Here is a 19,983-nt window from a genome sequence, read left to right on the forward strand (position 1 = left end):
CTCAAAGCGGGATGTTGTCGTGTTTCTTCCACGGGTTTGAGAGCTTTTTGTTGCGCAAGCTCGCAAAGGCCCGTGACACACGGCGACGTGTGGAATGGGGCATGATGACCTCGTCGATGAAGCCTTTTTCCGCCGCCACGAAGGGGTTGGCGAACCGGTCCTCATAGCTCTTGGTATGCTCCGCGATCTTCTCCGCGTCGCCCAGATCCTTGCGATACAGGATCTCCACCGCCCCTTTGGCGCCCATCACGGCAATCTCCGCCGTCGGCCACGCATAGTTGAAATCGCCGCGCAGATGCTTGGACGCCATCACGTCATAGGCCCCGCCATAGGCCTTCCGGGTGATCACCGTGACCTTTGGCACCGTCGCCTCGCCGTAAGCAAAGAGCAGTTTTGCGCCGTGTTTGATGACCCCGCCATATTCCTGGCTCGTCCCCGGCAAGAAGCCCGGCACATCGACCAGCGTCAGGATCGGAATTTCAAACGCATCGCAGAACCGCACGAAGCGCGCGGCCTTGCGGCTGCTGTCGATATCAAGACACCCCGCCAGCACCATCGGCTGGTTCGCGACCACGCCCACCGTCTGCCCCTCAAGGCGGATGAACCCGGTGATGATGTTGCGCGCAAAGGCTTCCTGGATCTCGTAAAAATCGCCTTCATCGGCGAGCTTTTCGATCAGCTCTTTCATGTCGTAAGGGGTGTTCGGATTGGCCGGAACCAGCGTGTCGAGACTGTCCTCCACCCGCGCCGGATCGTCAAAGAAAGGCCGCACCGGCGGCTTCTCGCGGTTCGAAAGCGGCAGGAAATCGACAAGGCGGCGGACCTCTTCCAGCGCCTCGATGTCATTGTCAAACGCACCATCGGCGACCGAGGATTTGGTCGTATGGGTCTTGGCCCCGCCAAGCTCCTCCGCCGTAACCACCTCATTCGTCACGGTTTTCACCACATCCGGGCCGGTGACGAACATGTAAGAGCTGTTCTTCACCATGAAAATAAAATCCGTCATGGCGGGCGAGTAGACCGCGCCGCCCGCGCAAGGCCCCATGATGACGCTGATCTGAGGCACGACGCCCGAGGCCATGATGTTGCGCTGGAATACATCGGCATAGCCCGCAAGGCTCGCCACGCCCTCCTGAATCCGCGCCCCGCCAGAGTCGTTCAGCCCGATCACCGGCGCGCCGTTCTGCACCGCCATATCCATGATCTTGCAAATCTTCTGGGCATGGGTCTCCGACAGCGAGCCGCCAAGCACGGTGAAGTCCTGGCTGAACACATAGACCTGACGCCCATTGATGGTCCCCCAGCCCGTGACCACGCCATCGCCGGGATATTTCTGCTCCGCCATGCCGAAATCCGTCGCGCGGTGCTGGACGAACATGTCGAACTCTTCAAAACTCCCGGTGTCGAGCAGGACCTCGATCCGCTCCCGCGCCGTCAGCTTGCCCTTTTCGTGCTGCGCGTCGATCCGCTTCTGACCGCCGCCAAGCCGCGCGACGTCGCGCCGCTGCTCAAGCTCATCGAGAATGTCCATGGGGCCGTCCCTCCGCGTCTTGTTATCTTGCAGAGCAGCATAGAGAAGTTGACGCGCGCGAAAAGCCTTGATTAGCAAATTTGCAAATTTTATTCTGCATAAATCTTGTGAATTGCGAAATTGCGAAGCGATGCAAAAACTTTACGCTGGCACCAAACTCCGCAGCCTGCGCACCGGGCGCGGGCTGACCCAGAAAGACTTCGCCGCGAGCCTCGGCGTGTCGCTCTCCTATCTCAACCAAATGGAGAACAACAACCGCCCCGTCTCAACCGCCGTGGTCCTCGCGCTGGCCTCGGAATACGGCCTCGACGTGACCGAGCTGTCTGCGGGCGACAATGCCCGGCTGATTGCGGATATGAAGGAGGCGCTGGCGGACCCGCTCTTTGGCGATCATGGCATCCAGCAGGCGGATCTCTCCCTCATCGCCTCCAACGCCCCCGCCATGGGCCGCGCCCTGCTGGACCTTTACCACGCGCATCTGCGGGCCAATGACCGGCTCGCCAGCCTCGATGCGCGGATGGATCAAAGCGTCCACAGCCCGGCGCCCTGGGAGGAGGTCCGCGATTTCTTCCATTATTGCGACAATTACCTCGACGCGATCGACCGCTCGGCGGAGACCATGACCCGCCAGATCGTGGGCGACGGGCCGCTCACCGAGGCCGCCATCATCGCCCATCTGGGCGCCATCGGGATCGAGGTGAAACACGCGCAGGACGCGCCGCTGCGCCATTACGCGCTTGGCGAAGTGCTGCTCTCCGCCCGCGCCGGACCCGCCACCCGCATCTTCCAGCTCTGCCATCAACTGGCGCTGATCGCACGGGACGATCTGCTGGACGCCACCCTCGATCTCGCCCGGTTCCGCAATGCCGAGAGCCGCGAGATCTGCAAGATCGGCCTCGCCAATTACTTCGCCGGCGCGATGCTGATGCCCTATACCCGCTTCCACCGCGCCGCCCGAGAGACACGGCACGACCTCGAACGCCTCGCCGAGATGTTTGGCGCGAGCATCGAGCAGGTCGCGCACCGCCTCTCCACCCTCCAGCGCCCCGGCCTCAAGGGCGTGCCGTTCTTTTTCGTGCGGGTGGATCAGGCGGGGACGATCACCAAACGCCACTCGGCGACGGCCCTGCAATTCGCGCGCTTCGGCGGGGGCTGCCCGCTCTGGAACGTCCACCGCGCGTTTGAAACGCCGGGCCGCTTCCTGCGCCAACTGGCCGAAACCCCGGACGGACGGCGCTATTTCTGCCTCGCCCGCGACGTGTTCAAACCGGGCGGCCATTTCCGCGCCCCCACCCGCCGATTCGCGATTGGCCTCGGCTGCGAGATCACCCATGCGGACCAGATCGTCTATGCGGACGACCTCGCCCCCAACCGCGACAGCGCCTTCGAGCCCATCGGGATTTCCTGCCGGATTTGCCCGAGGCAAAGCTGCCACCAACGGGCCGTACCGCCCATGGACAGGCCGCTCAGGGTGGACCCGGACAGCCGGGATTTGCTGCCCTATCGGTTTGATTGAGATTGCCTATTGTAAAATAGTTTACTCGGCCACATACTCAAGAAAATACTACACAAGGAGCGACAATATGATAAATAAAATGATAGATAAAAACCGAATAGATCCAGGTAAATATGTCGTTAAAATTGAAATTAAATTCAAGAATGTTTATACAGAGGATTTTCATCTTAAATTACAAACATACGATCAAACAAATAAATGTGTAATATACGTACTTCATGAAATTTTATACAGTAATATATTAGATACAATTAGTCATGACATATATCATAGCGATGATCTTATAAATATAGTCCCTCCCGAATTCGGAAGTTTTAAGTCAATTTTCTGGGTGAACTTCGCTGCAATTCTAGTTGCAATCAGCCAGGCATCTGAAAGCGATTTAACTAATGCTTTTCTGGAAGGATTGACCGAAAAAAACTTTCCTGAATGGGCGGCATATGCCGGTGAAGAGCTACGGAAAGAATTCGATACTTTTATGACGGAAGAAAATAGCGAGCTTAGCCAAGGAGCAATCGAGGCTAGAAGCAAATTCTTTCGCACATGTAAAGAGGACGAAGAGATCGAATCGATCCAATTTAACGATAAGACTCCGATTCATCGTGATAAATTCGATAATTTTATTAAATACGAGGACCCCTCACCATACGAACCTTAAATATCATAATATTCCAAGATAGCGGAATGAACCTCACCCCATCACCGCTTCCATCACTTCATCCGACATCTCGAAATTCGCGGTGACGTTCTGCACGTCGTCATCGTCTTCGAGCGCGTCGATGAGTTTCATGAGGGTGCGGCCGGAATCCTCGTCCACCTCGGTCGTGTTTTGCGGTTTCCAGACGAGTTTGGAGGTCTCGGATTCGCCGAGCTGCTCTTCCAAAGCGTTGGAGACATCGTTGAGGTCCGTGTCGGCGCACCAGATGATGTGGCCGTCTTCGTCGCTTTCCACATCCTCGGCGCCCGCTTCGATGGCGGCCATCATGATGTCGTCGGGCGCGCCTGCGGAGGCCGGGTAGACCACTTGGCCTTTGCGGTCGAACATGAAGGAGACCGCGCCGGTTTCGGCCAGATTGCCGCCGTTTTTCGAGAAGATCGAGCGGACATTGGAGGCGCTGCGGTTGCGGTTGTCGGTCATCACTTCGACGATCACCGCGACCCCGGCAGGGCCGTAGCCTTCATAGCGGATTTCGTCATAGGTGTCCGCGTCTCCGCCCGTCGCCTTTTTGATGGCCCGGTCGATATTGTCCTTGGGCATGGACTGCCCTTTGGCTTCCTTCACCGCGAGGCGCAGGCGCGGGTTTTTCTCAGGGTCCGGGTCGCCCATCTTCGCGGCGACGGTGATTTCCTTCGACAGTTTCGAGAACAGCTTCGAGCGCGCCGCGTCCTGACGGCCCTTGCGATGCTGAATATTTGCCCATTTTGAATGGCCAGCCATGTGACACCCCGTGAAATGATTTGGGGGGCAATATAACCCGGCGCGCGCCCGGTGCAAGGCAGGTTCGGTGTGGGCGTCAGGCTTGGGGCTCGTGGAGCGCCGCGTAGGCTTGCAGAATCTCCGGCATGGCCTCTTCGGGCGGGAAGGAGGGGAAGCTGTGTTCGGCGCCGGTCTCAACCCAAGCGAATTTCTCGGCGGTGCAAGTTTCGGCGAAGGGCGGGAACTGGTCCGCGTCGTCCATCATCGAGCCGCGCACCATGACCAGCCCGTCGAGGCGGGCGGGACGGGAGAACACCCAGGACAGGCATTCGGGGCAGAAATTATGCTCGGTCTCGCCTTTGAGGCCGCCGAGGACCGGGTCGCCCTTGGTGACGGAGAAGGCCGGTTCGGGGTGCATTTCGCTCATGGAAAAGGCGCTGCCGGTCATTTTCTGGCAGCCCTTGCAATGGCAGGCGACGCTCATCAGCGGCGGGCCGGCGAGGCTGATTTCAAGCGCGCCGCAGCGGCAGGATCCGGTTCGGTTGGCCATCGGTGTCTCCCTTGTTTGCGTGTAGCCTAACCGCTCTTGCCCTCTCGCCAAAGGGAGAATCTACGCGCGAAATCAGAGGGGGAAGAAAATCGGGATCATCACGCTCGCCACCGCGCACATAATGAGGTTGAGCGGCAGGCCCGCGCGGGTGAAATCGGTGAATTTATAGCCGCCGGGACCGTAGACGAGCGTGTTGGTCTGATAGCCGATGGGGGTCGCGAAACTGGCGGAGGCGCCGAGCATGACGGCCACCACCAGCGGGCGCGGATCGACGCCGAGTTGGCTGGCGAGCCCGATGGCCACGGGGGTCACGACCACGGCGACGGCGTTGTTGGAGACGAGTTCCGTGAGGATGGTCGCGATAAGGTAGACCGCCGTGATGATTGCCCAATGGGGGAGCCCGTCGAGGATTGGGGCGACGGCGGCGGCGATGAGCGCGACGGCCCCGGAATTGTCGAGCGCGGCCCCGACCATCAGCATGGCGAAGATGAGCGCGAGGAGCGGAATGTCGATGAAGGAAAACGCCTCGTCGCTGTCGATGCAGCGGGTGGCGAGGACGATCACGAGGCCGAGCAGCGCCAGCGGCAGGATCGCAGCGACCCCGAAGGCGGAGAGCGCGACCACGGCGGCGAGCACGCCGATCACGATGGGGGCGTGCTGGCGGCGATAGGGCAGATCGGTCGGTTGGGAGACGTCCACGAGGTCGACGTCGCGGGCGAGGCGCGAGATGTCTTCCGGCGCGCCTTCGAGGAGCAGCGTGTCGCCGACGCGGACGATCACCTCGTCAAGCTGGCGGCCAAGGTTCTGGTTCCGGCGGTGGACGGCGAGCGGATACACACCGTAGCGGCGGCGCAGGCGCAGCGAGCCGAGCGAGCGGCCCACGAGTTTGCAGCCCGGCGAGATCAGCGCTTCGACCGTGGTGGTCTTCTGCGAGCTGAGTTTATCGACCATGGCGAGCGCGCGGCTTTCCTTGAGGCCCAGAAGCTCGTTGACCCCGGTGCGCAGGACGACGCGGTCGCCCTCCTCCAGCATGACATCGGGCAATTGGCGGCGGAGCGACTCGTTATGGCGCAGCACGTCGATGATGCGCATCCCTTCGCGGGCGAAGAGATCCACCTCGCTCACCATGCGGCCCGCCACGGGGGAGCCTTCGGGGATCGCGACCTCGGTGAAGAATTTCATCTGTTTCTTGCCGATCAGCATGTCGCCCATGCTCTCGCGGGCGGGCAGGAGCGGCATCCCGATGAGGCGGATATAGACCACGCCGACAAGGGCCATGACGGCGGCGACGGGTGTGACCTCGAACATCGAGAACGCATCGAGGCCGGAGCCGCGCGCCACACCATCGACGAGCAGGTTGGTGGAGGTGCCGATCAGGGTGCACATGCCGCCCAGGATGGCCAAATAGGAGAGCGGGATCAGCAGTTTGGAGGCCGGGATTTTCAGCACCTGGGCAAGCTGCATCACCACGGGGATCATGACGACGACGATCGGCGTGTTGTTCATGAAGGCCGAAGCGATCAGCACCATGGCCGTGATCCCGCCAAGCACCCGGACCGGGTAGACCGCCGCATATTCGGTGATCTGGTTCGACATGTAGGAGAGCGCCCCGGTGCGCACCAGCCCGCCGGAGAGGACGAACATGGCCGCGATGGTCCATGGGGCGGGGTTGGCGAAGACATCGACCATATCATCGGCGGGCAGAAGGCCGGTGACGACCATCGCCGTCGCGCCGAGCATGGCGGTGACTTCGGGGGGATATCTCTCGGAGATAAAGAGCGCCAACATGGCCATGACGATCGCCAGTGCCAACCACGCCTCGAACTGTGGAATCTGTGTCAGAAAGTCCAAGCTGTTATCCGAAATTAGGGCAACGGCGCTGAAGATGGCGCATCGGGGGGGCAGTTGCAAGAGGAGTCGCGCGCCGCAATGAAACCCTTTTCAGGGCGGGGTGTGTCAAGGCAGGCGTCAGTGTGTCTGGCTGAGATGGCCGCCGACGCGCAGCGGCGAAACCGATTTGGCCTGCCCGCGTGGGCCGGTTTCCACGAGAACGCCGCTGAGGGTCGCCGGGCCTTCGGCGGGGTTGAACCGCCCTTTGGCCATGCCGGTGATGAAACGGCGCATCGGCTCGGTTTTGTCCATGCCGATCACCGAATGATAATCGCCGCACATGCCCGCATCGCTGAGATATGCCGTGCCGCCCGGCAGGACCATGTGATCGGCGGTCGGGACATGGGTGTGGGTGCCGACGACGAGCGAGGCGCGCCCGTCGCAAAAATGCCCGACGCCCATTTTCTCCGAGGTGGCTTCGGCGTGGATATCCACGATGGCGGCATCGACCCCCTGCCCCAACGGATGGCGCTTGAGGATCTGATCGAGGGCGGAGAACGGGTCGCTAAAGGGCTGTTTCATGAAAACCTGCCCGAGCACCTGCACCACCAGCACCTTGCGCGAGCCGATGGTGAAGACGCGCGCGCCCACGCCGGGCGCATCCTTGGCGATGTTCATCGGGCGCAGGATTCGCGGGTCGTCCTCCACCGCGCGGAGCATGTCTTTCTGGTCGAACGCATGATCGCCAAGGGTGACGCAATCGGCTCCCGCCTCGAACAAGAGGTTGGCGTGATCGCGGGTGAGGCCCCGTCCATGGCTGGCATTCTCGCCGTTGACCACGACGAAATCGAGCCCCAGATCGCGCCGCAGCGCCGGCAGTTTTTCGGCGACCGCATTTCGGCCCGCCTTGCCCATCACATCGCCAAGAAAGAGCAGCTTCATATCTGGATCACCCTTTCCTCGGTGATGATGGTCTCAAGATGGATGTCATGCGCCTCGGCGGGCACCAGCGGCACCTGTTGAAACGCGAACCCCACGCCAAGGCGGCGGGCGGCGGGATGCGCCGCGAAACTGCGGTCGTAATATCCGCCGCCATAGCCAAGGCGGGTGCCATTTTTGTCGAAGGCCAGAAGCGGCGCAAGGATAACGTCAGGGCTGACGGGATCGCCCTGTTCGGGGATTTGCACGCCGTAGCGGCCCTCGGTCATGGGTGTTTGGGGCGTCCAGAGGCGGAAGGTGAGCGGCGCGGCCTTGGCGGTGACGACCGGGAGCGCGACCTTGTGGCGGGCGGAGAGGTCTTCCAGCGCGGGCCGGATATCCGCCTCGCTGCCAATGGGCCAGTAGCCTGCGATGATCGCATCCTCTGCCGCATCGGCGAGAAAACCGGCAAGCCGCGTGTTCAGCGCCGCACTCAGCGCCGCGCGCTCCGCGGTGTCGCGGCGCTGGCGAATCTCGCGCCGGAGCGCGGCTTTGGGATCGTCATCTACCGATTGCATAAGCGCCTTTAGCGCAGGTGGCGGGCCCGTAGCAACCGTGGGGCGCACAGATTCCCGAGAGCCTGGTAAACCAGGTGGGCGCCAGGTGCGATAGGCCAGGGCCAGTCGCAGAGCCGGCTCCCTTTCGAGAAATTAAGGCCACTGGAATACAGGGCCCACACGCGAGGAACAGCACCCGCCGAGGACATGAGATAGGAGTTTGCCGGGCGGGCGCAAGGGGTTCGGTTGAGAAAGTCGCGCGTCAGGTCGCCGGAAGCTCGCCCGGACGGGCGGGGCGCTCTTCCTCCTCGTCATGGTCATGGCCAGCGTGATCGCCGTCTTCGCCATGGCTGTGACCGGAATGATCGCCCTCCGCGCCATGGCCGTCCGGCGCGCCCTCATCGGCGCAATCGGCACCGGGGGCTTCGATCTCGACGGTGGCGTGGCTGATGTTGAACTCATTTTCCAGCACCGCCTTGAGGTCGCGCTTCACGGTTTCCGCATCGCTGCCTTCGGTCAGCCGGGCATGGAGCGTCGCCATGGGGCGGGCCTCATTGATCGACCAGACATGCATGTGGTGGATATCCGCAACGCCGCTGACCTTCTCCAGCGCCGCCTTGGCCGCCGGTTGATCGAAGCCCGACGGGGCCGCTTCGAGCAGGATGCGCCCGCTTTCGCGCACGATGGTCCAAGCCGCGCGCAGGATGATGACGGAGACGAGGACAGAGAGGATCGGGTCGATCTTCACCCAGCCGGTCCACATGATGATGATGGAGGCCACCAGCGCCGCGACGGAGCCGAGCATGTCGCCCATCACATGGAGCGCCGCCGCGCGCACGTTGAGCGTGTTGCTTTCGCCGCGGGTCAGGATCCAGAAGCTCAGCGCGTTGACCGCGAGGCCCGCGAGGGCGATCCAGAACATCAGCCCGCCGAGGATCTCCACCGGCTCGCGCCAGCGCTCGATCGCCTCGATGGTGATCCAGATGGCGATGGCAAAGAGCGCGATGCCGTTGACGAAGGCCGCGAGGACGGCGAGTCGGTCAAACCCATAGCTGCGTTTCGCATCCGCCGGGCGCAGCGCAAAGCGCAGGGCGAAGAACGCCATGGTGAGCGCCGCGAAGTCCGTGAGCATGTGCCCGGCATCGGCCAGAAGCGCGAGCGAGCCGGAGATGATGCCGCCCGCCACTTCGGCCAGCATGAAGCCGCCGGTGATCGCTGCCGCAAAGCCGAGAGATTTCGCATCGCCGCCGCCATGAACATGGCCTGCGCCGTGGCTGTGATTATGTCCGCTGTGATCGTCGTGATTATGTGCCATGGGGCGAAATCTACGCGGATGAGTCGGGCGCGGCAAGGCGTTAACGTATAACAAAATAAGGGTTTGGCGCTTGCTTGCCGGTAAATGTTCACGTTATATTCTTTTTCATGGAAATCGCACCCGACACCCCGCTTTTCGGCCCCGCCATCGCGCGTGGCACCTGCCGCCTTCTGGCGAGCCATGGCTTTTCCTGCCTGACGGAAATGACGCTGAAAACGCGGCTCCGGGCGGATGTGATGGCGCTCGGGCCGAAGGGGGAAATCTGGATCGTCGAGTGCAAATCGAGTCGCGCCGATTTCCAGTCGGACCGGAAATGGCAGGGCTATCTCGAATGGTGCGACCGGTTCTTTTTCGCGGTCCCGCCGGGGTTCCCGGAAGAGATCCTGCCGCCGGAGCCGGGGCTTATCCGCGCCGATGCCTGGGACGGGGAGGTGATCCGGGACGCGCCGCTTGATGCGCTGGCGGGGGCGCGGCGCAAGGCGGTAACGTTGAAGCTCGCCCGAGACGGGCTGCGCCGCTGGCAGGCGCTGGCCGATGCCGCCCTGCCCGGCTGATTACATTTTCTCGCCCGGAAGCGCCGCCGCTTGCCGCATCCAATCGCGGATTTGGTCGGCGTCGATGGGGTCGTCCTCACGAAGATCGAGATAGCGCACCGCCGCCTGTTTCGACGGACCCGGCGGCACCGGATCCAGCGACGCGCCTTGGAAAAACGCCACCTTCACGAAATTTTTGTAGCAGTGCATGGAGGTGAACCAGAGATCCCGCTCCAGCCCGTAAAGCGGCGAGTTCCACTTGATCGCCCGCTGCGCTTCGGGCACCGCCTCGCGGATGAGCCGGTCCACCTCTTTGCAGACGCGCTGTTTCCAGCCCGGCACGGCAGCAAGCCACGCCTCGACCGGCGCATCGCCATAACCTTTTGGAATCTGGGGATTGTCGCCGGAGAGCAATTTGACCGTCTTCGGCGCCTGGCAGTCGCTCACTTGCTGACCGAGCGCGCGATCTTCACCGCCGCCATGATCTCCTCGGCGATTTCCTCCGCCTCATCGGGGTCGAAATCCATCGGATAATCCATTTTGCTGGTCTCGATATAGAGCCGCACCATGCCGTGATCGGTCGGCCCGATCTGCAAATTCGCGACATCATCGCTCTGGCGGTTAATGCCCATTTGTCACTCCTTGATCCGTCTGCGGCGCAGCGCGCCTCATGTCGCCGCCAGTCTCCCTTGATTGCGCGAGAAGAACAAGGGGTCACGCAGCGCGCGGCTGCCCGGATATGCACTGCCGCAAGATCGCGACAGTTTGACGCAACTCCGGCAGCACAAACGCGGCGCCAGAACGCGCGGCGAAGGGTTGCGTAACAGAACTAAAGCCTTATAAAAATGACATATTAACCTAAAGCCCGGTGCCCCATGGCCAATGAGTTCATCAACGCTTCCACGCTCTATCTGGGCGACACGAGCTATAGCGGCGCGGGCGGCAATGGGGCGGTGTTCACCCGCGCCAATTCCTTTTTCACCAAATCCTCCTTTTATACGGACCCAAGCTCGGCGCAGGTCGGCGGCATACCGGCGAGCAACACGTCCACCGTTTTTCCCGAGGACCATCCGCAGGATGACGTCTATCTGGAACTCGGCGAGGCCATGCGCATCGACCAGAATGACGATGGCAGCGAAGCCGATGACAGCTGGCTGCGGATCACCGAGATCGCCCGCTATGGCGGCACGCAGGTCACGCTCAACAATGGCGAGACGGTGACGGGCGCGGTCAATCTCGTGACGATCACGAATACGGTGACGGGTGAGAGCTATCAGACGGTGCTGTTCGGCGACAATATGGTCGACAGCATCAATGCCGAGACCCAGGAGGAGGGCGTCGGCATCACCAGCGTGACGCTCGGCAACTATGTCGGGACGGGCAGCGGCCGCGTGGATCTGACGCAGGTGATGCTGGCGAGCAATTTCGACGGGGGCGGGTTTGCGGAAAATGTCGAGTTTGTCTGCTTCACCCGCGGCACGATGATCGAGACAGAGACCGGACCGCGCGCCATCGAGACGTTGAGCGTCGGCGATGTGGTGGAGACCGCCACCCACGGCCCGCAAGCGATCCGCTGGATCGGCCAGCGGCGACTCAGCGCGGCGGATCTCACGCGCCAGCCGAAGCTGCGCCCGATCCGTATCCGCGCGGGCGCGCTCGGCCCCGGTGTTCCGGCGGCGGATCTGCTCGTGAGCCCGCAGCACCGCATCCGCGTGCAATCGAAGATCGTGGCGCGGATGTGCGCCGCCGATCAGGTGCTCATCCCCGCCAAACGCCTGCTGGCGCTGGACGGTGTGGAGATCGCCGAGGATGTGGAGAGCACAGCCTATTTCCACATCCTGCTCGACCATCACGCCGTGATCACCGCCAATGGCGCGCCCTGTGAGACGCTCTTTCCCGGCCCGATCACGCGCAAGAACCTTGGCGAAGACGCGTGGGCGGAACTCTCCGCCCTCTTTCCCGAATTCACCGACCCGGATTTCACCCCCATCCCCGCCCACGGCATCCTGCGCGGGCGCAAGATCGACCGGCTGGTGATGCGGCATCTGAAAAACAACGTTCCCTTCGCCGCACCGCCCGCCGGTCCCCATGGCGCATCCTGAGGGAAAGCGCTCCCCCGATTTGGCGCGAAATTCCCCCAAATCCCGGTTGCATTCCCCAGACCTGCGCGCTATGTCCCTCACCCAGTGCAGCGCTTGCGCCGCATGGGAAGAGCGTGCCGACGTAGCTCAGTAGGTTAGAGCACTAGATTGTGGATCTAGGGGTCCCCCGTTCGAGCCGGGGCGTCGGTACCATCTCCCCCCTTTCTCTCCCCCGAAAAGACCGCTTCCGAATTTGTTGCAGTGCAGCGCGTAATTCACGGAAATGTCACGAAGTTTTTGCCAATTGCTTAACTTCTGTGCATAGCTTAGCCCTGTGGATCAACCGATCAGAGGGGGGAATCATGTCCAGCACCAGTGGCAAAGAACCAACATTCCGCGAATCCGTCGAGCTGATGTTCGACAAGGCCGTGTCCATCATGGATATTTCCGAGGGGCTGGCCGAAAAAGTCCGGGTCTGTAACTCCACCTATACCGTGCGTTTCGGCGTCCGCCTGCGCGGCAAGATCCACACCTTCACCGGCTATCGCTCGGTCCATTCCGAGCATATGGAGCCTGTGAAGGGGGGGATCCGGTACGCGCCGCAGGTCAACCAGAACGAGGTGGAGGCGCTGGCCTCCCTCATGACCTATAAATGCGCGATCGTGGAGGTGCCTTATGGCGGCTCCAAGGGCGGTCTCGCGATCGACCCGAAAGAGTGGAACGAGAACGAGCTGGAGCAGATCACCCGCCGTTTCGCCTATGAGCTGGTGAAGCGCGATCTGATCAACCCGGCACAGAACGTCCCTGCCCCCGATATGGGCACCAGCGAGCGCGAGATGGCGTGGATCTCCGACCAGTATCAGCGGATGAACACGACCGACATCAATGGCCGCGCCTGTGTGACCGGCAAGCCGCGCAATGCGGGCGGGATCGCGGGCCGCGTCGAGGCGACGGGCCGCGGCGTGCAATATGCGCTGCAGGAATTCTTCCGCCATGAAGAGGACGTGAAGATCGCCAATATGGACGGCACACTGGAAGGCAAGACCGCCGTTCTGCAGGGTCTCGGCAATGTGGGCTATCACGCGGGCAAGTTCCTCACGGAGCAGGACGGCGTGAAATTCATTTCGGTCATCGAATATGATGGCCGTGTGGACAACCCGGACGGGATCGACATCGAGGCGCTGAAACAGCACCAACTGAAAACCGGCTCGATCCGCGATTTTCCGGGCGCGACCACCCATGACGACGGCGCGGCGGGTCTGGAGATGGAATGCGACATCCTCATCCCGGCGGCGCTTGAAGGCGTGATCAATCTCGACAATGCGGACCGGATCAAGGCCAAGCTGATCATCGAGGCGGCGAACGGCCCCGTAACCTTCGGCGCGGATGAGATCCTGAGCAAAAAGGGCGTCGTCATCATCCCGGATATGTATGCCAACGCGGGCGGTGTGACGGTCTCCTATTTCGAATGGGTCAAGAACCTCTCGCATATCCGCTTTGGCCGGATGGAGCGCCGCGCGGAGGAAAAACGCCACCGCCTGATCGTGGCGGAGCTGGAGCGTCTCGACCGCTACCTGGGCGACAAATGGTCCATGACCCCGCATTTCAAGGACGAGTATCTGAAAGGCTCGGACGAGCTGGAACTCGTGCGCTCGGGTCTCGATGACACCATGCGCACCGCCTATCAGGACATGCGCGAGATCTGGCATTCGCGGGAAGATGTGAAGGACCTGCGCACAGCGGCCTTCATCCTCGCCATCGAGCGGATCACCAGCAGTTATCGCTCCAAGGGTCTGTAATCTCCCAGCAAAAACCGCAAAGAGGTCCGCGTGTCGGGCCTCTTTTCCGTTTGGGTGGGCGCGCTAGGTGAGAAGGCCGCCGAGGCCGTCCCAGATGAGTTTCACCGCCACCAGCGCGACGAAGCTGTAGATCATCGGGTAGAAGACTTCGGCGCGCATCCGTTTCACGATCCACGCCCCCGCATAGGTCGACGCAATCGCCAGCGGCACGAAGAGCAGCGAGAGTTTGAGATTGCTCGCATCGAGCTGGCCGAGCGCCGCATAGGGGATCAGTTTTACCGTGTTGACCACGGCGAAAAACACCACGCTTGTGCCCGTATAAATCTGCGGGCTGAGGCGCAGCGGCAGGGTGTAGATCTGGAAAGGGGGCGAGCCGGCATGGGCGACGAAGCTGGTATAGCCCGCGACGCTCCCCCAGATCCATGCGGGGCCCGCCGCATGGGCGCGCGGCTCCACCCGCCCGGCCCGCGCCTGAAAGACCTGCCGCAACACGAACCATGCGGCGACAATGCCGATAATGAGTTTGATCGCATCATCTGAGACAAAGGACGCGGTCGCCCAGCCGATGAAAATCCCGAAACAGGCGGGCGGGAGCAGCAGTTTCAGCGTTTTGAGATCGCGCCAGCCGCGCCATGTCCAAAGGCTCACGGCGTCCATAACGAGCAGGATCGGCAGCAGGATCGCCGCCGCCGTCACGGGCGACATCACCAGCGCCATGATCGGCACGCCCATGATCGCCATGCCGCCAAGCCCGCCCTTGGAAAGGCCGACCAGCGTCACGGCCAGCGCGGTGGCGGCGAGGATCATCGGATCACTGTTCATAGGCGCGACTTAAGCGGAGCGCGCGCGGCGCGGCAAGGCTTTATCTTCAGCGGCTTATTGGCCGCGCGGTTTGCGGCGGGTGGTCGCCTCGGCGGTGGTGGGGTCTTCGGGCCAGGGGTGCTTTGGGTAGCGCCCGCGCATATCCTTGCGCACATCGGCGTAACTTGTCGCCCAGAAGCCCGGCAGATCCTGCGTCACCTGCACCGGACGGCGGGCGGGCGAGAGCAGCGAGAGCGTCAGCGGCATCTGGTTCGGCCCGACTTTGGGGTGTTCGGTCAGCCCGAACAGTTCTTGAAGCCGGACCTCCACCGTGGGATTGGCCGCGCCGTAATCGATCGGCAGCTTGGTCCCTGTCGGCGCGGTGATCGCCATCGGCGCTTCGCGGTCGAGCCGCTGGCAGGCGTCCCAGTCGAGCAGCGCTTCCATCGGCGCGAGCGGATCGATCCTGCCGAAATCCTGCGCGGTTTTGATCTGGCCGAGATAGGGGGCGAGCCATGTCTCCAGCGTCTCGGTGAGGGCGGCGTCCGAGAGGTCCGGCACCTCGCCCCCCTTCTCGCGCAGCCATTCGACCCGCGATTGAAAGCGTTTCGCGGCGGGCGTCCAGTTCAGCGCCTGCAAGCCGACATGGCGCAGCCCCGCCACCGCCGCCTCGGCGCGGGCGTCCTCCGGCGCATCGGGCCAGTGGCGGTTTTCGAGAACAAGCGCGCCGAGCCGGGTTTGCCGCCGCGCCTCGATCCGGCGGGTCTGGCGGTCCCATTCGCAGACGGACGCCTCGAAAAACGCCTCCGGCATGACCTCGCGCAGCTCCGCCTCCGAGGTCTCCGCCGCCAGCCGGATTTTCGCCTCCCGCGCATCGCCGTCGAGATCGAGCGCCACCAGCATCCGCGCGCCCGCCAGCGCGTCCTCGGCGGGCAGCACCGCGCCCTTGCCGCCCGAGAGCAGATAGCGCGGGTCATTGCCGGGGCGGCGCAGCCCGATGCGGTCGGGATAGGCCAGCGCGGCGATGGCTCCGGGGGACAGGATGTGTTGCGTTTTCGGGGCGAGTTTGGTGAGCCGCCGCGCTTCGGCTTGGGCTTCGGCCAGCGCGGCTTTGTTGACGCCGTAGGATCGATTTGCGCGGAACTTTCGTTCGTCCGCAAGGGCTTCAAGGCGATACTTAAAGTCCACTGGCGCGCCGCGCAGAAGCACATCGCGGGACGAGAGGAGCGCCGCGACCGGTGCCGCCTGCGCGCCCGCAACGAGGAGCATATGCGCGAGGCGCGGGTGGAGCGGGAGTTGCACCATCGCTTCGCCATGGGGGGTCACGCGCCCGTCTTTGAGCGCGCCAAGGGCCTCTAAAAGCGCCCGCGCTTCGGTCAGCGCGCCCTCCGGGGGCGGGGTGAGGAAGGGCAGATCCTCCGCCCCCCAAGCGGCGAGGTCGAGGGCGAGGCCGGTCAGATCCGCCTCCTCGATCTCCGCCGGGGGGAAGGCCGGGAGCGCACCCTCTTCGGCCTTGGCCCAGAGGCGGTAAGCCCAGCCATCGGCGACCCGGCCCGCGCGGCCCGCCCGCTGCGCGGCTTCGGCGCGGGAGACCGGGCGGGTCACGAGGCGGCTCATCCCCGCACCGGGATCGAACGCCACCCGCCGCGCCTTGCCCGCATCGACGACGACGCGCACATCGGGGATGGTCAGCGAGGTTTCGGCGATGGCGGTGGCCAGCACGATGCGGCGCGCGCCCGTTTGCCGGAGCGCCGCCTGCTGCGCTTTCCACGGCAGCGCGCCATAGAGGGGGAAGATGGGGGCGAGATCGCCGAGCAGGGTTTCGACGCGGCGAATCTCGCCCTCGCCGGGCAGGAAGGCGAGCAGCGTTCCTTCCGTCTCCGCAAAGGCGGTGCGGATGAGATCGGCCATGTCGCCCTCGATCCGCCCCTGCCCGCGCGGACGGGGAAGCCACCGCGTTTCAATGGGATAGCTTCGCCCTTCGGAGCGCACGCGCGGCGCGTCCATCAGTGTCGCCACCGGCTCCGCATCAAGGGTAGCGGACATGACGACCAGCGCCAGATCCTCACGCAGGGCCGCCACTTCGAGGGCAAGGGCGAGGCCGAGATCGGAATGCAGGTTGCGCTCGTGGAATTCGTCGAAGATCACGCAGCCGACGCCCTCCAGCCCCGGATCCGCCTGGATCATGCGGGTCAGCAGCGCCTCGGTGATGACGATGATGCGGGTCTTCGGGCCGGTCTTGTCCGCGCCGCGCATCCGGTAGCCGACGGTCCCGCCGGGCACCTCGCCGAGCGTATCCGCCATCCGCTCCGCGGCGGCGCGGGCGGCGAGACGTCGGGGCTCCAAGAGCAGGATCTGCCCCTCGACACGGTCCAGCAAAAATAGCGGCACCCGCGTCGTTTTCCCCGCCCCCGGAGGGGCTTCGATGACAACGCGGGCGCGGTCCGCGAGGGCCTGCCCGATCTCGGGCAGGATCGCGTCTATCGGGAGCGGATCAGCGGGAGATGACGGCACGGCCCACCGGGCTCGGCACGTCGATGCGCTGGAGGCTGACCTGATCGCCGCCGGTATAGGTCAGGGTAAAGCTGCCGGAGCGCTCCATGACCTTGCCGAGATTTTCATCTTCCTGACGGGTCCAGCGGGCGTTGCAGGTCACGCCATTGGCGGTCGCGGTCGGCGCACCGATCACGATATCGACGGCGCGTTTGCCGTCAAACACCTTCATGCGGTCGTTGCAGACACTTGCCTTCGGCTGGGTCCGGGCGAGGAAATAGGTGGCGGAAAGCGGATCCAGCGCGCCGGAATAGGCGCCGAGATTGCTCGCCTGTTCGCCATCGCCGCGGGTGGCGCTTGCAACCGTGGTGCCATTCCAGCGAATGGCCGTGTTCGTCACATCGCCGCGGCTGCCCGAGGTGAAATCGGTCTTGGCGGGGCGGAAGGCCTCACCGGCGCGGCTCCCTGAGGCGGTGCCGTTATAGCTGATGTCGAAAATCGCCCCGAGCACACCCGAGCCGGAGAGCTGGCCCGACACGGCGTAAGAGCTGCTGTTCGCCTCCCCATTCATGGTGATCGTGCCGATCCGCGCGCCGGACACTTTGGCGGTGTAAGTCATGCTTTCGGCCATCGCCATCGGCGCGGCGGCCAGGGTCAGAAGAGTTGCGACAAGACGCATATCACGCTCCATAATCAGATTTACACTGGACATAGCCCGTTTGGCTTCGGCACAAAAGGGCGCAATATCAAGGCTGACTCTAATGTGAGGATGATTTGAGCCGCACGCTTCCCGACCCTGCCACCCTTGCCGCTGATTTGCTGGCGGGCCAGCGCCGTGCGCTCTCGCGGGCGATCACGCTGGTGGAATCGACGCGGGCCGATGATCGCGAGGCGGCGCGGGCGCTTTTGCGGGAGGTGATGGCGGCGGAGCGGTCGAGTTTGCGGGTCGGCCTTTCGGGCACGCCGGGGGTCGGCAAATCCACCTTCACCGAAGCGTTTGGCAATATGCTGATCGAAATGGGTCTGAAAGTCGCCGTGCTGGCGGTGGACCCGTCCTCGGCCCGCTCCGGCGGCTCGATTTTGGGGGACAAGACGCGGATGGAGACCCTCTCGCGCCATCCCGATGCGTTCATCCGCCCCTCCCCGAGCCGCTCCACCCTTGGCGGCGTCGCCCGGCGCACGCGGGAGGCGATTTTGCTCTGTGAGGGCGCGGGTTACGACGTGATCATTGTCGAGACGGTCGGCGTCGGCCAGTCGGAAACAATGGTCGCGGATATGACCGATCTCTTCCTGCTGCTGCTCGCCCCTGCGGGCGGCGACGAGTTGCAGGGGGTCAAGCGCGGGATCATGGAGACGGCGGATATCATCTGCATCAACAAGGCGGATGGCGAGATGAAGCGGCAGGCCGAGCGCACGCGGGCGGATTACTCCGGCGCGCTCCGGCTCTTGCGCAAGCGCAGCTATGACCCGGAGGATTTCCCCAAGGCGGTCGCGATTTCGGCCTATGAAAACACCGGGCTGGATACGCTTTGGGACGAGATGCAGGCGCTCACCAATTGGCGCCGCGAGTCGGGCCATTTCGAGGCCCGGCGGCGCGAGCAGGCGCGGCACTGGTTCCGGCAGGAGGTTGAGGCGGGTCTGATGGCGCGGCTGACGGCCGATGAGGCGGCGCGCACACGGCTCGAAACCCTTGCCAATCAGACCGCCGCAGGCGAGATTGCCCCCGACGACGCGGCGGCGCAGCTTATCGAGAGTGTTTTTGCCCCCAAGCGTTAAAAATACCCCACCCAAAGGCTTGACGGCAGCCCAAGGCGGACGTATAGACGCGCTTCAAGTTTTCGCGCAGGGCTTTGGCCGGCGCCACGCTCAATGACGCTAATAGAAAGATAGGACAGTCCCATGTCTCGCGTATGTGAATTCACCGGCAAGGCTGTGCAGACCGGGAACAATGTCAGCCACGCCAACAACAAAACCCGTCGTCGGTTCCTCCCGAACCTCAACGACGTGACGCTGACCTCGGAGAAACTCGGCCGCAACTTCAAGTTCCGCATCTCGGCGGCAGCGCTGCGCACCGTGGATCACCGCGGCGGCCTGGACGCGTTCCTTCAGAAAGCCAAAGACACCCAGCTTTCGCCGAACGCGCTGAAAGTGAAAAAGCTGATCGCCAAGTCCTCGGACGAAGCGGCTGCGCTCGAAGCCTGATCTGGCTCGACAGCATTGATGAAAGCCCCGCCTCGGCGGGGTTTTTTGTGTCTGGCGCGGTTTTGTGACTTTTTCCTTAAACATCTGCGCCCTATAGTCCGCCCGATGTTGCGTCTCATTGCCCTTCTGCTGATCGTCAGTTTCTCGGCGGCGACCGTTCCCGGTCCCGCGCGGATGATCACGATTTGCGCGGGCGGTGAGACGAAACAGATCCCCGATCCGAATGCGCCGCCGAGCGCGCATCATCATGAGTGCTGTCTGGCAAATTTCGTCGCGGGCGAGACGCCTGAGGCGGATGCGGTCTGGGTGGAGCTGGATTTTGTCGCGCCGCAGGTGGCGCGCGCCAGTGCCGCGCCGATCCTGCCGAAACGATTCCGAGCGCGGGAGCCGCCTCTGTCTGCGTGAGTCTACAAAACGCAGTTCAAATCAGAGGAAAAATC

20 protein-coding genes and 1 tRNA gene are annotated in these 19,983 nt (G+C 63.3%); 9 read left to right on the top strand and 12 right to left on the bottom strand.

Annotation, left to right across the window (positions count from 1 at the left end):
* Position 1 precedes the first annotated feature (1 nt).
* Entirely contained in the window at positions 2–1,531 is a 1,530-nt protein-coding gene (locus ACMA5I_RS09815) for an acyl-CoA carboxylase subunit beta (RefSeq protein WP_525886090.1), read from the bottom strand.
* Positions 1,532–1,661: 130 nt separating this feature from the next.
* Between ACMA5I_RS09815 and ACMA5I_RS09820 the strand changes: the two genes are divergently transcribed.
* Positions 1,662–3,047: a helix-turn-helix domain-containing protein gene (locus ACMA5I_RS09820; protein ID WP_525886091.1), complete on the top strand. Its 1,386-nt coding sequence runs from the start codon at positions 1,662–1,664 to the stop codon at positions 3,045–3,047.
* A 67-nt stretch (positions 3,048–3,114) separates the two neighbouring features.
* Positions 3,115–3,705 (top strand): hypothetical protein, encoded by a 591-nt coding sequence (locus tag ACMA5I_RS09825; RefSeq protein ID WP_525886092.1) that lies wholly within the window; start codon positions 3,115–3,117, stop codon positions 3,703–3,705.
* A 33-nt stretch (positions 3,706–3,738) separates the two neighbouring features.
* Here the strand turns inward: ACMA5I_RS09825 and ACMA5I_RS09830 are convergent, their stop codons facing one another.
* The 6 genes from ACMA5I_RS09830 to ACMA5I_RS09855 form a co-directional block, all read right to left on the bottom strand.
* Positions 3,739–4,485, bottom strand: coding sequence for a YebC/PmpR family DNA-binding transcriptional regulator (locus ACMA5I_RS09830; protein WP_525886093.1), 747 nt, complete (start codon positions 4,483–4,485; stop codon positions 3,739–3,741).
* A gap of 76 nt (positions 4,486–4,561) precedes the next feature.
* A complete protein-coding gene (locus ACMA5I_RS09835; RefSeq protein ID WP_525886094.1) occupies positions 4,562–5,014 on the bottom strand; it encodes a GFA family protein in 453 nt (150 codons plus the stop codon).
* A 72-nt stretch (positions 5,015–5,086) separates the two neighbouring features.
* Entirely contained in the window at positions 5,087–6,808 is a 1,722-nt protein-coding gene (locus tag ACMA5I_RS09840) for an SLC13 family permease (RefSeq protein WP_525886293.1), read from the bottom strand.
* 174 nt (positions 6,809–6,982) lie between these two features.
* Complete coding sequence (locus ACMA5I_RS09845; RefSeq protein WP_525886095.1) at positions 6,983–7,786, bottom strand: TIGR00282 family metallophosphoesterase; 804 nt, start codon at positions 7,784–7,786, stop codon at positions 6,983–6,985.
* Entirely contained in the window at positions 7,783–8,340 is a 558-nt protein-coding gene (locus ACMA5I_RS09850; protein ID WP_525886096.1) for a 5-formyltetrahydrofolate cyclo-ligase, read from the bottom strand. The genes ACMA5I_RS09845 and ACMA5I_RS09850 overlap by 4 nt, the downstream gene beginning before the upstream one ends.
* A gap of 241 nt (positions 8,341–8,581) precedes the next feature.
* Positions 8,582–9,634, bottom strand: a complete 1,053-nt coding sequence (locus ACMA5I_RS09855; protein WP_525886097.1) for a cation diffusion facilitator family transporter — start codon at positions 9,632–9,634, stop codon at positions 8,582–8,584.
* A 107-nt stretch (positions 9,635–9,741) separates the two neighbouring features.
* Here ACMA5I_RS09855 and ACMA5I_RS09860 point away from each other — a divergent pair, with 107 nt between their 5' ends.
* Positions 9,742–10,188, top strand: a complete 447-nt coding sequence (locus ACMA5I_RS09860) for an MmcB family DNA repair protein (RefSeq protein WP_525886098.1) — start codon at positions 9,742–9,744, stop codon at positions 10,186–10,188.
* Here ACMA5I_RS09860 and ACMA5I_RS09865 read toward each other — a convergent pair whose 3' ends face one another.
* Both ACMA5I_RS09865 and ACMA5I_RS09870 read right to left on the bottom strand, forming a co-directional pair.
* Positions 10,189–10,614, bottom strand: coding sequence for a DUF1801 domain-containing protein (locus ACMA5I_RS09865; protein WP_525886099.1), 426 nt, complete (start codon positions 10,612–10,614; stop codon positions 10,189–10,191).
* The gene (locus ACMA5I_RS09870) at positions 10,611–10,799 is read right to left on the bottom strand and encodes a DUF6324 family protein (protein WP_525886100.1); all 189 of its coding nucleotides are present in this window, start codon (positions 10,797–10,799) and stop codon (positions 10,611–10,613) included. Before ACMA5I_RS09870 ends, ACMA5I_RS09865 begins: the two co-directional genes overlap by 4 nt.
* Positions 10,800–11,042: 243 nt before the next feature.
* On the opposite strand from ACMA5I_RS09870, the gene ACMA5I_RS09875 reads away from it, so the two are divergent.
* From ACMA5I_RS09875 to ACMA5I_RS09885, 3 genes are all read left to right on the top strand, one after another.
* Entirely contained in the window at positions 11,043–12,269 is a 1,227-nt protein-coding gene (locus tag ACMA5I_RS09875) for a Hint domain-containing protein (protein ID WP_525886101.1), read from the top strand.
* A 115-nt stretch (positions 12,270–12,384) separates the two neighbouring features.
* Positions 12,385–12,461: transfer RNA gene (locus ACMA5I_RS09880), tRNA-His, on the top strand.
* A 149-nt stretch (positions 12,462–12,610) separates the two neighbouring features.
* On the top strand, positions 12,611–14,047 hold the full coding sequence (locus ACMA5I_RS09885; RefSeq protein WP_525886102.1) for a Glu/Leu/Phe/Val family dehydrogenase: 1,437 nt from the start codon (positions 12,611–12,613) through the stop codon (positions 14,045–14,047).
* 63 nt (positions 14,048–14,110) lie between these two features.
* Here ACMA5I_RS09885 and ACMA5I_RS09890 read toward each other — a convergent pair whose 3' ends face one another.
* The 3 genes from ACMA5I_RS09890 to ACMA5I_RS09900 are packed head-to-tail and all read right to left on the bottom strand — an operon-like array spanning position 14,111 to position 18,020.
* Complete coding sequence (locus tag ACMA5I_RS09890) at positions 14,111–14,869, bottom strand: sulfite exporter TauE/SafE family protein (RefSeq protein ID WP_525886103.1); 759 nt, start codon at positions 14,867–14,869, stop codon at positions 14,111–14,113.
* 54 nt (positions 14,870–14,923) lie between these two features.
* Entirely contained in the window at positions 14,924–17,362 is a 2,439-nt protein-coding gene (gene hrpB / locus ACMA5I_RS09895) for an ATP-dependent helicase HrpB (RefSeq protein WP_525886104.1), read from the bottom strand.
* Complete coding sequence (locus tag ACMA5I_RS09900; RefSeq protein WP_525886105.1) at positions 17,343–18,020, bottom strand: DUF3108 domain-containing protein; 678 nt, start codon at positions 18,018–18,020, stop codon at positions 17,343–17,345. Before ACMA5I_RS09900 ends, hrpB begins: the two co-directional genes overlap by 20 nt.
* Before the next feature lie 95 nt (positions 18,021–18,115).
* On the opposite strand from ACMA5I_RS09900, the gene meaB reads away from it, so the two are divergent.
* The 3 genes from meaB (at position 18,116) to ACMA5I_RS09915 (ending at position 19,948) form a co-directional block, all read left to right on the top strand.
* Complete coding sequence (gene meaB / locus ACMA5I_RS09905) at positions 18,116–19,117, top strand: methylmalonyl Co-A mutase-associated GTPase MeaB (protein ID WP_525886106.1); 1,002 nt, start codon at positions 18,116–18,118, stop codon at positions 19,115–19,117.
* 123 nt (positions 19,118–19,240) lie between these two features.
* Entirely contained in the window at positions 19,241–19,543 is a 303-nt protein-coding gene (gene rpmB / locus ACMA5I_RS09910) for a 50S ribosomal protein L28 (protein ID WP_525886107.1), read from the top strand.
* A gap of 105 nt (positions 19,544–19,648) precedes the next feature.
* Complete coding sequence (locus ACMA5I_RS09915; protein ID WP_525886108.1) at positions 19,649–19,948, top strand: hypothetical protein; 300 nt, start codon at positions 19,649–19,651, stop codon at positions 19,946–19,948.
* Positions 19,949–19,983 lie beyond the last annotated feature (35 nt).

Origin of the sequence: Jujubicoccus corallicola (assembly GCF_047345645.1) — a bacterium.
In the GTDB taxonomy this organism is placed as follows: Bacteria; Pseudomonadota; Alphaproteobacteria; order Rhodobacterales; family Rhodobacteraceae; genus JBLEFH01.

What these genes read in the sequence shown, in the direction of transcription:
- ACMA5I_RS09915 (WP_525886108.1), top strand. Translation starts at nt 19,649, where the DNA reads ATGTTGCGTCTCATTGCCCTTCTGCTGATCGTCAGTTTCTCGGCGGCG.
- ACMA5I_RS09840 (WP_525886293.1), bottom strand. Translation starts at nt 6,808, where the DNA reads ATGGCCATGTTGGCGCTCTTTATCTCCGAGAGATATCCCCCCGAAGTC.
- ACMA5I_RS09830 (WP_525886093.1), bottom strand. Translation starts at nt 4,485, where the DNA reads ATGGCTGGCCATTCAAAATGGGCAAATATTCAGCATCGCAAGGGCCGT.
- ACMA5I_RS09885 (WP_525886102.1), top strand. Translation starts at nt 12,611, where the DNA reads ATGTCCAGCACCAGTGGCAAAGAACCAACATTCCGCGAATCCGTCGAG.
- ACMA5I_RS09900 (WP_525886105.1), bottom strand. Translation starts at nt 18,020, where the DNA reads ATGCGTCTTGTCGCAACTCTTCTGACCCTGGCCGCCGCGCCGATGGCG.
- ACMA5I_RS09850 (WP_525886096.1), bottom strand. Translation starts at nt 8,340, where the DNA reads ATGCAATCGGTAGATGACGATCCCAAAGCCGCGCTCCGGCGCGAGATT.
- ACMA5I_RS09870 (WP_525886100.1), bottom strand. Translation starts at nt 10,799, where the DNA reads ATGGGCATTAACCGCCAGAGCGATGATGTCGCGAATTTGCAGATCGGG.
- ACMA5I_RS09825 (WP_525886092.1), top strand. Translation starts at nt 3,115, where the DNA reads ATGATAAATAAAATGATAGATAAAAACCGAATAGATCCAGGTAAATAT.
- ACMA5I_RS09875 (WP_525886101.1), top strand. Translation starts at nt 11,043, where the DNA reads ATGGCCAATGAGTTCATCAACGCTTCCACGCTCTATCTGGGCGACACG.
- ACMA5I_RS09815 (WP_525886090.1), bottom strand. Translation starts at nt 1,531, where the DNA reads ATGGACATTCTCGATGAGCTTGAGCAGCGGCGCGACGTCGCGCGGCTT.
- rpmB (WP_525886107.1), top strand. Translation starts at nt 19,241, where the DNA reads ATGTCTCGCGTATGTGAATTCACCGGCAAGGCTGTGCAGACCGGGAAC.
- ACMA5I_RS09845 (WP_525886095.1), bottom strand. Translation starts at nt 7,786, where the DNA reads ATGAAGCTGCTCTTTCTTGGCGATGTGATGGGCAAGGCGGGCCGAAAT.
- ACMA5I_RS09855 (WP_525886097.1), bottom strand. Translation starts at nt 9,634, where the DNA reads ATGGCACATAATCACGACGATCACAGCGGACATAATCACAGCCACGGC.
- ACMA5I_RS09860 (WP_525886098.1), top strand. Translation starts at nt 9,742, where the DNA reads ATGGAAATCGCACCCGACACCCCGCTTTTCGGCCCCGCCATCGCGCGT.
- ACMA5I_RS09820 (WP_525886091.1), top strand. Translation starts at nt 1,662, where the DNA reads ATGCAAAAACTTTACGCTGGCACCAAACTCCGCAGCCTGCGCACCGGG.
- ACMA5I_RS09890 (WP_525886103.1), bottom strand. Translation starts at nt 14,869, where the DNA reads ATGAACAGTGATCCGATGATCCTCGCCGCCACCGCGCTGGCCGTGACG.
- ACMA5I_RS09835 (WP_525886094.1), bottom strand. Translation starts at nt 5,014, where the DNA reads ATGGCCAACCGAACCGGATCCTGCCGCTGCGGCGCGCTTGAAATCAGC.